At 70.1% G+C, this 14,262-nt stretch carries 13 protein-coding genes and 1 pseudogene; 3 read left to right on the top strand and 11 right to left on the bottom strand.

Annotated elements, in window-relative coordinates; all coding sequences use genetic code 11:
• Nucleotides 1–17 precede the first annotated feature (17 nt).
• Genes ACJH6H_RS01320 through ftsH form a run of 6 tightly spaced genes read right to left on the bottom strand, consistent with a single transcriptional unit; the run spans nucleotide 18 to nucleotide 5,051 of the window.
• The gene (locus tag ACJH6H_RS01320; RefSeq protein ID WP_212807292.1) at nucleotides 18–494 is read right to left on the bottom strand and encodes a DUF3180 domain-containing protein; all 477 of its coding nucleotides are present in this window, start codon (nucleotides 492–494) and stop codon (nucleotides 18–20) included.
• Nucleotides 494–997, bottom strand: coding sequence for a 2-amino-4-hydroxy-6-hydroxymethyldihydropteridine diphosphokinase (folK, locus tag ACJH6H_RS01315; RefSeq protein WP_406774099.1), 504 nt, complete (start codon nucleotides 995–997; stop codon nucleotides 494–496). Before folK ends, ACJH6H_RS01320 begins: the two co-directional genes overlap by 1 nt.
• Nucleotides 994–1,368, bottom strand: a complete 375-nt coding sequence (folB, locus tag ACJH6H_RS01310; RefSeq protein WP_135356456.1) for a dihydroneopterin aldolase — start codon at nucleotides 1,366–1,368, stop codon at nucleotides 994–996. Before folB ends, folK begins: the two co-directional genes overlap by 4 nt.
• The gene (gene folP, locus ACJH6H_RS01305) at nucleotides 1,361–2,155 is read right to left on the bottom strand and encodes a dihydropteroate synthase (RefSeq protein WP_135356526.1); all 795 of its coding nucleotides are present in this window, start codon (nucleotides 2,153–2,155) and stop codon (nucleotides 1,361–1,363) included. The genes folB and folP overlap by 8 nt, the downstream gene beginning before the upstream one ends.
• A gap of 20 nt (nucleotides 2,156–2,175) precedes the next feature.
• Complete coding sequence (gene folE / locus ACJH6H_RS01300) at nucleotides 2,176–2,784, bottom strand: GTP cyclohydrolase I FolE (protein WP_406774098.1); 609 nt, start codon at nucleotides 2,782–2,784, stop codon at nucleotides 2,176–2,178.
• A gap of 8 nt (nucleotides 2,785–2,792) precedes the next feature.
• Nucleotides 2,793–5,051 (bottom strand): ATP-dependent zinc metalloprotease FtsH, encoded by a 2,259-nt coding sequence (gene ftsH / locus ACJH6H_RS01295; RefSeq protein ID WP_212807294.1) that lies wholly within the window; start codon nucleotides 5,049–5,051, stop codon nucleotides 2,793–2,795.
• Between the two features lie 132 nt (nucleotides 5,052–5,183).
• Between ftsH and ACJH6H_RS01290 the strand changes: the two genes are divergently transcribed.
• The 3 genes and pseudogenes from ACJH6H_RS01290 to ACJH6H_RS01280 all read left to right on the top strand — a co-directional run bounded on the left by ACJH6H_RS01290 (nucleotide 5,184) and on the right by ACJH6H_RS01280 (nucleotide 8,002).
• The gene (locus tag ACJH6H_RS01290) at nucleotides 5,184–6,104 is read left to right on the top strand and encodes an alpha/beta fold hydrolase (RefSeq protein ID WP_305798790.1); all 921 of its coding nucleotides are present in this window, start codon (nucleotides 5,184–5,186) and stop codon (nucleotides 6,102–6,104) included.
• Nucleotides 6,101–7,286: pseudogene (locus ACJH6H_RS01285) on the top strand (LLM class flavin-dependent oxidoreductase). The gene ACJH6H_RS01290 and the pseudogene ACJH6H_RS01285 overlap by 4 nt, the downstream one beginning before the upstream one ends.
• Before the next feature lie 5 nt (nucleotides 7,287–7,291).
• Complete coding sequence (locus ACJH6H_RS01280; RefSeq protein ID WP_318985397.1) at nucleotides 7,292–8,002, top strand: SIMPL domain-containing protein; 711 nt, start codon at nucleotides 7,292–7,294, stop codon at nucleotides 8,000–8,002.
• Here the strand turns inward: ACJH6H_RS01280 and ACJH6H_RS01275 are convergent.
• From ACJH6H_RS01275 to dacB, 5 genes are read right to left on the bottom strand one after another with little or no spacing between them, the layout of a single operon-like run.
• Nucleotides 7,999–10,215 (bottom strand): molybdopterin-dependent oxidoreductase, encoded by a 2,217-nt coding sequence (locus ACJH6H_RS01275; RefSeq protein WP_406774097.1) that lies wholly within the window; start codon nucleotides 10,213–10,215, stop codon nucleotides 7,999–8,001. The genes ACJH6H_RS01280 and ACJH6H_RS01275 overlap by 4 nt on opposite strands.
• Nucleotides 10,216–10,234: 19 nt before the next feature.
• On the bottom strand, nucleotides 10,235–10,834 hold the full coding sequence (hpt, locus tag ACJH6H_RS01270) for a hypoxanthine phosphoribosyltransferase (RefSeq protein ID WP_346415065.1): 600 nt from the start codon (nucleotides 10,832–10,834) through the stop codon (nucleotides 10,235–10,237).
• Between the two features lie 22 nt (nucleotides 10,835–10,856).
• Entirely contained in the window at nucleotides 10,857–11,813 is a 957-nt protein-coding gene (gene tilS / locus ACJH6H_RS01265; protein WP_406774096.1) for a tRNA lysidine(34) synthetase TilS, read from the bottom strand.
• Nucleotides 11,792–12,841 carry a zinc-dependent metalloprotease gene (locus ACJH6H_RS01260; RefSeq protein WP_406774095.1) on the bottom strand — a complete coding sequence of 350 codons (1,050 nt, stop codon included), beginning with the start codon at nucleotides 12,839–12,841 and terminating at the stop codon, nucleotides 11,792–11,794. Before ACJH6H_RS01260 ends, tilS begins: the two co-directional genes overlap by 22 nt.
• Complete coding sequence (dacB, locus tag ACJH6H_RS01255; RefSeq protein WP_406774094.1) at nucleotides 12,838–14,208, bottom strand: D-alanyl-D-alanine carboxypeptidase/D-alanyl-D-alanine-endopeptidase; 1,371 nt, start codon at nucleotides 14,206–14,208, stop codon at nucleotides 12,838–12,840. Before dacB ends, ACJH6H_RS01260 begins: the two co-directional genes overlap by 4 nt.
• Nucleotides 14,209–14,262: the final 54 nt, after the last annotated feature.

Below are 14,262 nucleotides of genomic sequence, written 5' to 3'. Positions count from 1 at the left end.
TCCGGACGGATCGTTACCTATTCGGTTGCGCCGTCGGACTTCTCCGGCGGGTCCAGCGGCGCGCGGCAGCAATGCTGCAACCACAGACCCGCCACCACCAGGGCCAGCGCGCTCACCGCGGCGACCGTCACACCCGGGAAATCGGCCGCCGCCACGCGCAGGACGCCGCGCCGCGGGAGCACGTAACCGAGCACGCCGAGCCACCAGCCGAGGGCCAGCGCCCCGACCCAGGCTGACGCCTTGGCCACCACGACCGACCGCGCGACCGCCAGCGGATGGATCCGGCCGCCCCCCACCCCGATGTCACCGCCCGAGATCTTGGCGCGCAGGAAGAATGCCCAGCCCGCCTCCGCGGCGGCAAAAACCAACAGCGACAACCCCGTCCACACCGTGATCGGCGGGAACCAGCGGTACACCAGGATCACCAGCAGGTACGCGACGACCGTGGCCAGCACCGTGCCGATGGCCAGGTCCCGCTTCCGGGTCGGTCCCATCAGGGCACCAGAGCCAGGTCGGTACGGCGCACGCCGTCGCGTTCGACGGCGTCGATGGCGGCCAGCAGTTCGGCGACCGGAACACCTCGCAGTTGGGCGCCGGGGTCGGCCGCCAGCCACGGCACCAGCACGAAGGCGCGTTGATGCGCCAGCGGGTGCGGCAGTGTCAGGACCGGATCGTCGGAGCGCACTTCGACGTCGCCGTCGTGGCAGCTGACGATGTCGACATCGAGAGTGCGTGGCCCCCAACGCTGTTCGCGCACGCGGTCCGCCGCGTTCTCGAACTCGTGGGCCCGCCGCAGCCACCCCGGGCCGTCGAGGCCGGGATCGTCGGCCAGCAACACGGCATTGAGGAACGGCCCCTGCTCGACACCGCCCCAGGCCGCCGTCTCATAAACCGGTGAGACCGCGCGTACCGCACCGCGCAGCCCCGAGACCACCGACTGCAGGTGAGCGAGCCGGTCACCGAGGTTGGAGCCGATGGACAGGACCACGGTCGTCACCCTCGGCCGCCCCGCCTCGACCGGCGCGCCACGACCGCAACGTCCTTGAACGTCAACGGGATCGGAGCGCTGGGCTTGTGCAGCACCACCTCGACGGCGTGGACACGCTGGTCGGTCATCACCGAGTCGGCGATCTCGGCCGACACCGTCTCGATCAGATTGCGCGGCGGCCCCGCGATGATGTCGGCGGCCTGCTGCGCCAGCTTGCCGTAGTCCAGGGTGTCCGACAGCTCGTCGCTCAGCGCGGCGGCGGCCAGGTCGATCCACACCGTGATGTCGACGACGAAGTCCTGGCCGTCCTCGCGTTCATGGTCGAAGACGCCGTGATTCCCGCGAACGGTCAAGCCGCGCAATTCGATTCGATCAGCCATGCCAGGCCTGCACCACCTTCACCGCATCCACCGACGCCTGCACATCATGCACCCGCACTCCCCACGCGCCCTGCTGCGCCGCCAGCGCCGAGATCACCGCGGTGGCCGTCTCCCGGCCGTCGGGCTCGCGCGGCGTCCCGTCGGCATCCGCCAGCAGGGTGCCGAGGAACCGCTTGCGCGACGCCCCGACCAGCACCGGGATACCGGTGGCCACGAACTCGGGCAGCGCCCGCAGCAGCGCCCAATTGTGCTGCGCCGACTTGGCGAAGCCCAGGCCCGGATCGATGATCAGGTTGCCCGGCTCCACGCCGGCAGCCACCGCGTCGTCGACCGCGGTGAGCAGTTCGGCCCGGACATCGGCCACGACGTCGGGATACTCCGGAATCCGGTGCGGCTGCGCGGCGTCGACCTCGCGCCAGTGCATCAGCACCCACGGCACCCGCGCGCCGGCCAGCAGCGGGGCCATGTTCGGGTCGGCCCGGCCACCCGACACGTCGTTGACGATGTGCACGCCGCATTCCAGCGCGGCCTCGGCCACGTCGGCGTGCATGGTGTCGACGCTGACCGTGATGCCTTGTGCCACAAGCTCTCTGATCACCGGCAGGACGCGGCCGCGTTCGACCTCGGGATCCAGCCGGGCCGCGCCGGGCCGCGTGGATTCTCCGCCGACGTCGATGATCTGAGCGCCCTGCGCTGCCAGCTCCAGACCGTGCTCGATGGCGCGGTCGTGGTCGAGGAAGCGGCCGCCGTCGGAGAACGAGTCGGCGGTGACGTTGACCACGCCCATCACGCGCGTGCGGACGGGGTTCACTTCCGCAGGATCAGATCCAGCGCCTCGGCTCGCGACGACGCGCAGGTCTTGAACTGGCCGCGCACCGCCGAGGTGGTCGTCACCGCGCCGGGCTTGCGGACGCCGCGCATCGCCATGCACAGGTGCTCGGCCTCGACCACCACGATGGCGCCCTGCGGGTTCAGCTTGCGCATCAGCGCGTCGGCGATCTGGCCGGTCAGCCGTTCCTGCACCTGGGGCCGCTTGGCGTACAGGTCGACCAGGCGGGCGATCTTGGACAGTCCCGTCACCCGGCCGTCCTCACCCGGGATGTAGCCGACATGCGCGACGCCGTGGAACGAAACCAGGTGGTGCTCGCAGGTCGAGTACATCGGGATGTCCTTGACCAGCACCAGCTCGTCGTGACCCTCGTCGAAGGTGGTGTCGAGCACGGCATCGGGGTCGGTGTACAGCCCGCCGAAGATCTCCTGGAAGGCGCGGGCGACACGGCCGGGGGTGTCCCGGAGCCCGTCCCGGTCCGGGTCCTCGCCCACGGCGAGCAGCAGCTCACGCACTGCTGCCTCGGCTCGATCGTGATCGAACTTCGGCGGGGTGAGCCTGGCCGAATGGATCTGCGACCGCGTCATCTATGCGCCTACTCGTCGTTGGGTTTGGCAGGCGGCGGCGCCGGCTGCTGCGGGTACGGCTGGTAGCCCTGCGACGGACCGGGTTGTCCCCAGCCCGGCTGCGGGTACCACTGGCCCGGCTGGGCGTGGTGGCCGTGGCCGTGCTGCTGCGGTCCCTGCGGCGGCCAGCCCGGAGCCTGCCAGCCCGCGGGTGCGCCGTAATTCGGCTGGGTCTGCCCGTGCTGGGGCTGGCCGTTCGGCGCGGCGTGCGCGCCGTTGGTGCCGTTCACGCCGGATCCGGCGGCGGCCTGGCTGGCCGCGGCGATGGCCGCCTTGAACGCCGGCTCCTTGACGGGCGGGGGCCACGGCTCGCCGCGCTCGATGGCCAGCTCGCCGGGCGTCTTGATGGGCGGCTTCTCCGACGGAATCCGGCCACCGAAGTCGTCGAACAGCGTCAGGCGGGGCCGCTTCTCGACGTCGGCCAGGATGCGCTCCAGGTCGGGCCGGTGCAGCGTCTCCTTCTCGAGCAGCTCGCCGGCCAGGGCGTCCAGCTGGTCGCGGTACTGCGTCAGCACGTCCCACGCCTCGGTGTGCGCGGCCTCGATGAGCTTGCGCACCTCGTCGTCGATGTCGCGGGCGACCTCGTGGCCGAAGTCAGCCTGGGTGCCCATGGTGCGGCCCAAGAAGGGATCACCGTGCTCGGTGCCGTACCGGACGGCGCCCAGCTTGGCGCTCATGCCGAACTCGGTGACCATGGCGCGGGCGATCTTGGTGGCGTTCTCGATGTCGGACACCGCGCCGGTCGTGGGCTCACGGAAGATCAGCTCCTCGGCGGCCCGGCCGCCGATGGCCATGACCAGCCGCGCGATGAGCTCGGAGCGGGTCTGCATGCCCTTGTCGTCCTCGGGGACGGCGACGGCGTGCCCACCGGTGCGGCCGCGGGCCAGGATCGTCACCTTGTACACCGGGTCCAGGTGCGGCATGGCCCAGCCGGCCAGCGTGTGCCCGGCCTCGTGGTACGCGGTGATCTTCTTTTCCAGCTCGCTGATGATGCGGCCCTTGCGGCGCGGACCACCGACGACACGGTCGACGGCTTCCTCCAGCGCCGGGCCGGTGATCACGGTGGCGTTCTCGCGGGCGGTCAGCAGCGCGGCCTCGTTGATGACGTTGGCCAGGTCGGCGCCGGACATGCCGACGGTGCGCTTGGCCAGGCCGTCGAGGTCGGCGTCGGGGGCGATGGGCTTGCCGGCCGAGTGCACCCGCAGCACGGCCTTGCGGCCGGCCAGGTCGGGTGCCGAGACCGGAATCTGCCGGTCGAAGCGGCCGGGGCGCAGCAGGGCCGGGTCGAGGATGTCGGGCCGGTTGGTGGCGGCGATCAGGATGACGCCCTGGCGGTCGCCGAAGCCGTCCATCTCGACCAGCAGCTGGTTCAGCGTCTGCTCGCGCTCGTCGTGGCCACCGCCCAGGCCGGCGCCGCGCTGGCGGCCGACGGCGTCGATCTCGTCGACGAAGATGATGCACGGGCTGTTCTGCTTGGCCTGCTCGAACAGGTCACGCACGCGGGAGGCGCCCACACCGACGAACATCTCGACGAAGTCCGAACCGGAAATCGTGAAGAACGGAACCCCGGCCTCACCGGCGACCGCGCGGGCCAGCAGCGTCTTACCCGTTCCCGGCGGGCCGTACAGCAGCACGCCCTTGGGGATCTTGGCGCCGAGGGCCTGGTAGCGGCTCGGGTTCTGCAGGAAGTCCTTGATCTCGTAGAGCTCTTCGACGGCCTCGTCGACACCCGCGACGTCGGCGAACGTCGTCTTCGGCATGTCCTTGCCGAGCATCTTGGCGCGCGACTTGCCGAAGCCGAAGCCCATGCGGCCGCCGCCCTGCATGCGGGAGAACATGAAGAACAGGCCGACGAGCAGCAGCAGCGGCAGCAGGTAGATCAGCAGCGAGCTGAGGATGCTGCCCTGGTTGACGACGGTCTTGGTCTTGACGTTCTTGCCGTTGAGCGCATCGAACAGCGGCACCGCATAGCCCGTCGGGAACGACGTGATGATCTTGTTGCTGTTGTCGGTGTCGGCGCTGACGCTCTTCAGGTCCAGCCGGACCTGCTGTTCGCGATCGTCGATCTGGGCGCCGGTGACGTTCCCGGCGTTGATCTGGGCGACCGCGACAGACGTGTCGACCTGGTGATAACCGCGCGTGTCATCACTGAAATAGAAGAAAGACCAACCCAGCAGCAACACGACCGCGACGACGGTCAGGGTGCGGATGACGTTTTTTCGCTTCATCGACATATTTCGGCCGGCGAATACTCGTCGGCCAGGTCCTTCCGATACACAGATGCGGGATAGTTCACAGGTTACCGCTATGCAAACGATCGGCAGTTCCCGGAGGGAAACCTGTGCTTTGGTGAAACGGTGATGACGTCCACCAAACGGTTAGTCGAGACCAATGGCGTGCAGCTGCAGGTCACCGAAGCCGGCGACCGCGGCGCACCAGTCGTGGTGCTGGCGCACGGCTTCCCCGAGCTCGCGCACTCCTGGCGGCACCAGATCCCGGCGCTCGCCGCGGCCGGCTACCACGTACTGGCCCCCGACCAACGCGGCTACGGCTGTTCGTCGCGCCCGGCAGCCATCGAGGACTACGACATCATCCACCTCACCGGGGACCTGGCCGGACTGCTCGACGACGTCGGCGCCGAGCGCGCGGTGGTCGTCGGGCACGACTGGGGCTCGCCCGTGGTGTGCAACTTCGCACTGCTGCACCCCGACCGGGTGCGGGCGGTCGCCGCGCTGAGTGTGCCGCCGGTGCCGCGGGCATCGGCGCCGCCGACGGAAATCTGGCGCCGGCGGGTCGGCGACAACTACTTCTACATCCTGTACTTCCAGGAGCCGGGCGTGGCCGACTCGGCACTGGGCCGCGATCCGCGCAGCACGATGCGCCGGATGGTCGCGGAGGAAGGCTTCGCCGCGCCGCCGGACTCGCTGGCGGACACCCCGCTGCCGCCGCTGCCGGACTGGCTCCCCGAAGACGAATTCGAGACGTACGTCAGGGCTTTCACCGAGAGCGGTTTCACCGGTCCGCTGAACTGGTACCGCAACTTCGACCGGAACTGGAAGCTGACGGAGACCACCCCCGCCGCGACCATCACGGTGCCGACACTGTTCGTGGGCGGCACTGCCGATCCGGTCCTGAGCTTCACGCCGCGCGACCGGGTGCGGGACGTCGTCACCGGCGACTACCGCGAGGTCATGATCGACGGCGCCGGGCACTGGCTGCAGCAGGAACGGCCCGACGAGGTCAACGCCATCCTCATCGACTTCATCGGAGGAGTGAAATGACGGGTCGCCCACTGGATTTCGGGGCCTTCATCACACCGTTCCACCCGGTCGGCCAATCTCCCACCACCGCACTGGAATACGACCTGGAACGCACCGTCCGGCTGGACCGGCTGGGCTACGACGAGGTCTGGTACGGCGAACACCATTCCGGCGGGTACGAATTGATCGCCTGCCCCGAGGTTTTCATCGCCACGGCCGCCGAACGCACCAAGAACATCCGATTCGGCACCGGGCGTGGTGTCGCTGCCGTACCACCACCCGCTGATGGTCGCCGACCGCTGGGTACTGCTCGACCATCTGACCCGCGGCCGGGTGATGTTCGGGACCGGTCCGGGCGCGCTGCCGTCGGACGCCTACATGATGGGCATCGACCCCGTCGACCAGCGCCGCATGCAGCAGGAATCCCTCGAGGCCATCCTGGCCCTGTTCCGCGCCGCACCCGACGAGCGCATCACGCGGGAGACCGACTGGTTCACGCTGCGCGACGCCGCGCTGCACATCCGGCCGTACACTTGGCCGTATCCCGAGATATCCACGGCGGCAATGGTTTCCCCTTCCGGTCCGCGACTGGCCGGGCAGCTGGGCACGTCGCTGCTGTCGCTGTCGATGTCGGTGCCCGGCGGCTACGCCGCCCTCGAGACCACGTGGGACCTGGTGTGCGACCAGGCCGCGAAAGCCGGCCGGCCCGAGCCCGACCGGCGCAGCTGGCGGGTGCTGGGCGTCGTGCACCTGGCCGACACCCGGGAGCAGGCCATCGAGGACTGCACCTACGGTCTGGAGGATTTCTCGAACTACTTCGGCGCGGCCGGCTTCGTCCCGCTGGGCAGCCAGACCGGACCGGCGCCGACGTCCCGGCAGTTCGTCGAAGACTATGCGGCCAAAGGCAATTGCTGTATCGGCACGCCCGCCGACTGCATCGGCTACATCCAGGACATGCTGGACCGGTCCGGCGGCTTCGGCACGTTCCTGATGCTGGGCCACGACTGGGCGCCGCCTGCCGCCACCATGCACTCTTACGAACTGTTCGCCCGCGAGGTGATCCCCCATTTCAAGGGCCAGCTCACCGCGCCACGCGCCTCGCACGAATGGGCAAAAGGCCTGCGCGACCAGCTGTTCGGCCGGGTTGGCGAGGCCGTCGGCAACGCGATCGCCGAGCACAACAAAGACGCGTCGGTACGCTGACAACCATGCCATTTGCGACCCGACGTACTGCCGCCCTGACCCTCGCCGGACTTGCGATCGCCACCACCGTCGGCGTCGCCGGCTGCGGTTCCGACGACGCCAAGCCGGAGAGCCGCCAGGTCACAGTCGTCGGCAACGGCAAGGTCCAGGGCACGCCGGACACCCTGAACGTCACCGCGTCCATCGAGGCGACGGCGCCCGACGTCACCGCCGCCATGAACCAGACCAGCAGCCGTCAGCAGGCCGTGATCGATGCGCTGTCCGGGGCGGGCATCGACAACAAGGACATCGCCACCAAGCAGGTCGAGCTGCAGCCGGACTACCGCGACGCCGTCATCACCGGATACCGGGCCAGCAATACCATCGACATCAAGGTCCGCAAGCTCGACACCGCGTCGCAGGTGCTGGCGAAGATCGTCACCGCGGGCGGTAATGCCACGCGGATCAGCAACGTCGCGTACTCGATCGACGACGACTCGCAGCTGGTGAAAGACGCCCGCACGCACGCCTTCGACGACGCCAAGGACCGCGCGCAGCAGTACGCGCAGCTGTCCGGGTTGAGCCTCGGCAAGGTGATCTCGATCTCCGAGGCCACCGGCGGCACCACCCCGACGCCGTTGCCGGCGCCGCGGATGGCGATGGCCGAAGCCGTGCCGCTGTCCCCCGGTCAGCAGACCGTCAGCTTCTCGGTGACGGTGATCTGGGAACTCGGTTAGCCCGCCGCGGCAATTTCGACCGGAATGCCGTTCAGCACCGCGGTGCCCGACAACCGGTCCAGGTGGGTGCCGTCGTTGAGCTGGTTGACGTTGACGCCCGGATGGCTGCTCGCGAGCTGCTGACCGGTGCCACCGCGGTTGTGGCCCCAACCGTGCGGCAGCGACACCACGCCGCGCCGCATCACGTCCGTCACCTCGATCGGGGCCAGCAGTTCGCCGCCCGGGCCCTTGATGATCGCGACGTCGGTGAGGCCGAGGTCGGCGGCGTCGTCGGGGTGAATCTGCAGCGTGCAGCGGTTGGAGCCACCCGAGAGCGCGGGCAGGTTGTGCATCCAGCTGTTGTTGGAGCGCAGGTGGCGGCGGCCGATGAGCAGGAAGCCGCCGGCCGAGCGGCTCAGCGCCTCGCGTAGTCGTGCCACGTCGGCGACGATCGGCTCCGGCGCGAGTTCGATTCTGCCGCTGGGGGTTCGGAGCACCTCAGGGATTCTCGGCCGCATGGCGCCCAGGTCGATGCCGTGCGGGTTGGCCTTGAGCTTTTCGAGGGTTAGCCCGTCGGGCTTGGCGCCGAAGGCGTCACCGTAGGGCCCGAGCCGCAGCATCATGTCGAGGCGGCGCTCATAGCCGGGGCTGGCGGGGAGCATGGCCGTCAGTTCGTCGACGTCGCGGCCGGCGACCGGGGAATCCGGGTCTTGCGTCTCCTTGGCCAAGGTCAGCGCGATCACCTGCGCGTCGACCAGGGCGGGATCCGCTTGTGCCCCAAGACCGGTCAGGATCAACGCGATACGCGACAGGATTTCGGCCTCGCCCGGCCGGTCGGCCAGCGGCAGCACCGGCGGCGAGTATCGCACGTTGTTGCGCACCGCGAGGTTGTTGAGCAGCACGTCGAAATGCGGACTCTGCGAAGGCGGGGGCGGCGGCAGGATGACGTCGGCGTGCCGCGTGGTCTCGTTGAGATACGGGTCGACCGACAGCATGAATTCGACACTGTCCAAGGCCTTGTCGAGCCGGTCGCCGTCCGGCGCGGACAGCACCGGGTTCCCGGCGATGGTGATCATCGCCTTGATCTGCCCCTCGCCCGCGGTGTCGATCTCCTCGGCGAGCGCGGTGGCCGGCAATTCGGACATCACCTCGGGGTAGCCCGAGACCCGACTGGCCCACCGGCCCGTCCGGAAGCCGCGGCCCGGCTTCGGTGGCCGCGGCGCCGGGACCGCGGCGCCGAGCGGGAACATCACCCCGCCGGGCCGGTCCAGGTTGCCGGTGAGGATGTTGATGACGTCGACGAGCCAGCTGCCGATCGTGCCGAATTCGACTGTGGAGGTGCCGATCCGGCCGTACACCGCCGCCGTCGGCGCCCCCGCGAGCTCACGGGCCAGTTCGCGGATCTCGTCGGCGCCGACGCCGCAGGCCTGTTCGACAGCCTCGGGCGCGAAGTCGGCGGCCAGCGCGCGGACCTGCTCCACGCCGATGACGTGCTCGGCGTTCGCACCGAGATCGACCAGACCTTCGTCGAACAGCACATGCACGACGGCGAGCAGCAGCGCCGCGTCGGTCCCGGGGCGCGGCGCCAGATGCCGGTCGGCGAGCTTGGCGGTCTGGGTGCGCGCCGGGTCGATCACGACGAGCTTGCCGCCGCGCTTCTTCAGCGCCCGCAGCTTGCCGGGGAAATCGGCGGCCGTGGTCACGCTGCCGTTGGACACCAGCGGATTCGCGCCGATGATCACGAGATGGTCGGTGCGGTCGAGGTCGGGCACGGTGAACGCGCCCGGGCTGCCGAACATCAGGCCCAGCGCAACGTGTTTGGGCATCTGGTCGAGCGTGCTGGCGCTGAACACCTGGCGGGTGCCCAGGGCTTTGAGGATCAGCGGGGCATACAGCGCACCCGCGATCGTGTGCGCGTTCGGGTTGCCGAGGTAGACCCCGACCGACGCGCCGCCGTGCGCGGCGATCACCGCGCCGAGCCGATCGGCGACGACAGCGTAGGCCTCGTCCCAGGTGGCCTCGGTCAGTACGCCGTCACGGCGGACGAGCGGGCGGGTCAGCCGGTCCGGATCGTTGTCGAGCTCACCGAAGCTGGCGCCCTTGGGGCAGATGAAGCCCGCGCTGAAGACGTCATCGTGATCACCACGCGCGCCCGTGACACGGCCGTCCTCGAGGGTGAGGGTCAGGCCGCAGGTGGCTTCGCAGAAGGGGCAGATCCGGAGGGCGGTGTCCATGCTCCGGATTCTGCTCCGACTAGTGCTGTTCGTACACCTTCGGATCGAGCGTGCCGATGTACGGCAGGTCACGGTAGCGCTCGTCGTAGTCCAGGCCGTAGCCGACGACGAACTCGTCGGGGATGTCGAAGCCGATGTGTGCGACGTCGATGTCGGCGCGCATGGCGTCGGGCTTGCGCAGCAGCGTGCACACCCGTAGGGAGCGCGGGCCCCGCGTCGCGAGGTTGCGCAGCAGCCACGACAGCGTAAGGCCCGAGTCGATGATGTCCTCGACGATCAGCACGTCACGGCCGCTGATGTCGCGGTCGAGGTCCTTGAGGATGCGCACGACGCCCGACGACGAGGTCGACGACCCGTACGAGCTGACCGCCATGAACTCGAGCTGGGTCGGCAGCGGGATCGCGCGGGCCAGGTCGGTGACGAACATGACCGCGCCCTTGAGCACCGTGATCAGCAGGAGATCCTGGTCGCCCGCGTCGGCGCGGTAGTCCTCGGCGATCAGCGCGGCCATCTCGGCGATGCGCGCCTGAACCTGCTCCTGAGACAGGAGAACCGACTTGATGTCACCCGGATACAGATCCACGGCAACAGCGTGCCATGCCTCCGCGCCGAGTACCAAGACCGTCCCGCTCGGCGGTCGCTCACACGGGCCGGGCGGCGACTGTGAGCTGTCCGGCGCGGCGGGTCACGATCAATCGCTGGTACCGCAGCGGCGAGCTGACGGCGGCGCCGCCCTGCCCGTGCCAATCCGCGACGAGCGCGTCGACGGCGCGCAGCTGGACGTCGGTGAGCGTGGTGGCGCCGACGCTCAGCAGCCAACCGCGGATCACCCGGCGGCGCAGCGCGGCGGGCAGGTCCTCGAGCCCGGCAATGGTGAGGCCCTCGCCGTCGCGCAGTGCGGCCAGGTGCCCGGCGGCCAGGGCGTCGAGGGCGTCGTTGTCCTCCCGCAGCGCGGCGGCGGTACGGGTCAGGGCCGGCGCGACGCCACCGGCGAGCACGTCCTCCAGCAGCGGCAGCACCTCGGTGCGCAGCCGGACCCGGGTGTAGCGCGGGTCGGTGTTGTGCGGGTCCCGCCAGGGCGTCAGTCCCAGTTCGGCGCAGACCGCTTCGGTGTCGGCGCGCCGCACCTCCAGCAGGGGCCGTCCCCACGGTGGGTCCCAAACCCGCATGCCGGCAATGGATCTCGGGCCCGAGCCGCGACCCAGGCCGAGCAACACCGTCTCGGCCTGGTCGTCGAGGGTATGCGCGAGCAGCACCGGAGCACCGTCGCGGGCGGCGTCCAAGGCGGCGTAGCGCGCCGTGCGGGCCGCGGCTTCCGGCCCGCCGTCGGTACCGACATCGACGGAGAGCACTTGCGCGTCAACGCAACCCAACTGCCGGGCCTGTGCCGCCGCAGTGGCAGCCACGTCGGCCGATCCGGTTTGCAGGCCGTGGTCGACGATCAGCGCGACGGTCGGTTTGAGGGCGGCGGCGACGGCGGTCAGTGCCAGCGAGTCGGCGCCACCGGAGAGCCCGACGCACCACCGGTCGGCCGGGTGCCGGCGCGCGAAGGCGGTGACGGCCGCGCGCAGCGGGGTCAGAGCACTCGATCGATCCATCGCCGCGGCTCGTCGATTTCGGTTGGCAGCGGCAGGGTTTCGGCATCGGTCCAGATCGCGTTGAACCGCTTCATGCCGACGGTCGACACCACCTCGTCGACGAACTTCTTGCCGCGGGTGTACTGGGCGATCTTGGCGTCGACCCCGAGCAGGGCGCGGACAATCCGTTGCAACGGGGACTGTTTGCGGTGGCGGCGCTCGTCGAACCGGCTGCGGATGGTGGCGACCGACGGCACGACCGCCGGGCCGACGGCGTCCATGACGTGATCGGCGTGCCCTTCCAGCAGCGTCCCCAGCACCAGCAGCTGATCCAGCGCACGCTGCTGCTCGTCGGACTGCATGATGCGCATGATGCCCAGAATGCCTTGCGAATTCGCGTCGGCGTCGCCGTCACGCTGCGCCCGCACGTACTCCGCCAGTCGGCCGATGACGTCACCGGCATCCAGACCGGATTCGTCGGTCAGCACGGCGAGCGCCTGTGACATGTGTTCGGTCAGCCACGGGTTCGCGCGGAACTGCACGCGGTGCGTCACCTCGTGCAGGCACACCCACAGCCGGAAGTCGGCGGGCTCGACCTTCAACTGCCGTTCCGCGGCAAGCACATTCGGGGCGACGAGAAGCAGTTCGCCCCCGTTCGCCGCAAACGGGTCGTACTGCCCGAGGATGCCCGACGACACGAACGCCAGCACCGCGCCCGTCTGCGCCCCGGCGATCCGTCCGCCCAGCTTCGCGGCCAGGCCTGTGGGACTGGAGGTTTCGCCACCGGTCATCACCCGCATGGAGTCGGCGGCAGCACGCACCCAGTCCTGCCGGTCGACGACGCGCGCTTCGGGCACTTCGGCGCCCTCGTTGAGGAGCGTCACCTCGCGCACCGGGAGCTCGGCCCGGCGCGCCGAATCGGCGAGCTGTACTCGTACCTGGTTGCGGGTGTAGTCGGTGGTCGCCGGTTCCGGGCGGGTCAGCTTTGCCCCGACCGTGGCAGCGAAGCCCCAGTCGACGGCCCGGCCGACGGTCGGTTTCCGGCTCACGTGCCGCACCCGCAGGACCGGAACGCCGCGGCGAGGGCGTCCAGCGCGGTGCGTCCTTCCGGACCGGCGTTGTTGGAGATGAGCGCGAAGGTCAGGACCCGCCCGCTCTGGTCGGTGACGATGCCCGCCAGCGCGTTGGTGCCGGTCAGTGAACCGGTCTTCGCGCGCAGGTATCCGGCCGACGAGGTGTCGGCGTAGCGGTTCCACAGCGTGCCACTGCCGCCCGCGATCGGCAGGACGTCGAGCAGCGGGCGCAGTCGGGGCTCGCTGGTGCCCGCGGCCGCGTTGACGACGTCGTCCAGGACCGTGGCGGTGAGCCGGTCGTTGACCGACAGGCCGCTGGCGTCGAACAGCGTCGCACCCGAGGTGGTCAGTCCGGCCTTCGCCAGCTGTCCGAGAACGGCACGTACCCCGCCGTCGAAACTCTGCGGCTGGTTCACCGCGGCGGCGACCTCCCGGCCGATCGACTCGGCCATCACGTTGTCGGAGGCGCCCATCATCTCGCGCAGGCGCTCGATCAGCGGCGGCGATTGCACTGCCGCGAGCTGCTGGCCGCCGGCGGGGCTGGTGCGAAGGGTCACGTTGGCGGGGTCGACCCGCAGCGCGGCCGCCAGGGCGCGTCCGGCGTCGAGGGCCGGTGTCGTCGAGCGCTTGGACTCGACCGTCGTGGGCTGGACGCGACCGGCGTCGACCATCACCGACTGGATCGGCGCCCAGTCACCGCCCTCGATGTCGGCGACGTCCCAGCCCGGCGCCATGGTCGGGCCCGAGTAGAGGCTGGTGTCGACCTGAATGGCGCGGGGCGTGACGCCGGCCTTGCGGACCTGGTCGGCCAGGTCGGAAATCCGGGCCGCGTCGCCGTACCAGGTGTCGGTGCCCGGCGGCGCCGCCGACAGCGTCGGGTCGCCGCCGCCCTTGAGCACCACGACGCCCGGGGTGTCGCCGGACACGACCGTGGTGGTCAGCCGGGCGTTGCGGTCGAGGGTCAGCAGGGCCGCGGCCGCCGTGAGGGTCTTGTTGGTGGATGCGGGCTGCAGCGGGACGTTCTCGCTCAGCCCCCACACCTGAGTACCGGTGATGGCATCGGTGATCCGGCCCCCGAGAATGCCGAGATTCGGGTTGGCGGCCAGCGGCGCCAGCACGGCGGCGAGCTCCGCGGGCACCACTTGCGGCGCGTTGTCGGAGACCGGTTGCACGGCTGGTCGGGGCGAGACGAGCGCGGGTTGGGGTTTGACCGTCGCCCCGGCTGCCGGGACGGCATCGTGCCGCGTCATCACCGCGGCGGCCGCCACCAGCGCGGCAACCAGCACGAGAACTGCCACACCGATCACCACGTGGGTCGATCGGCGCCACCGGGTGGGCCGCATGTTGCTCCTGAACTCGTACGGGTCACTCAGCAGGGTATCGCTCGTCTAAGGTGT

The sequence above is a fragment of the Mycobacterium sp. SMC-21 genome, from assembly GCF_045310825.1.
Lineage (GTDB): Bacteria > Actinomycetota > Actinomycetes > Mycobacteriales > Mycobacteriaceae > Mycobacterium.
The sequence above is the reverse complement of the archived record's forward strand: the minus strand, read 5'-3'. Positions and strand labels throughout refer to the sequence as shown.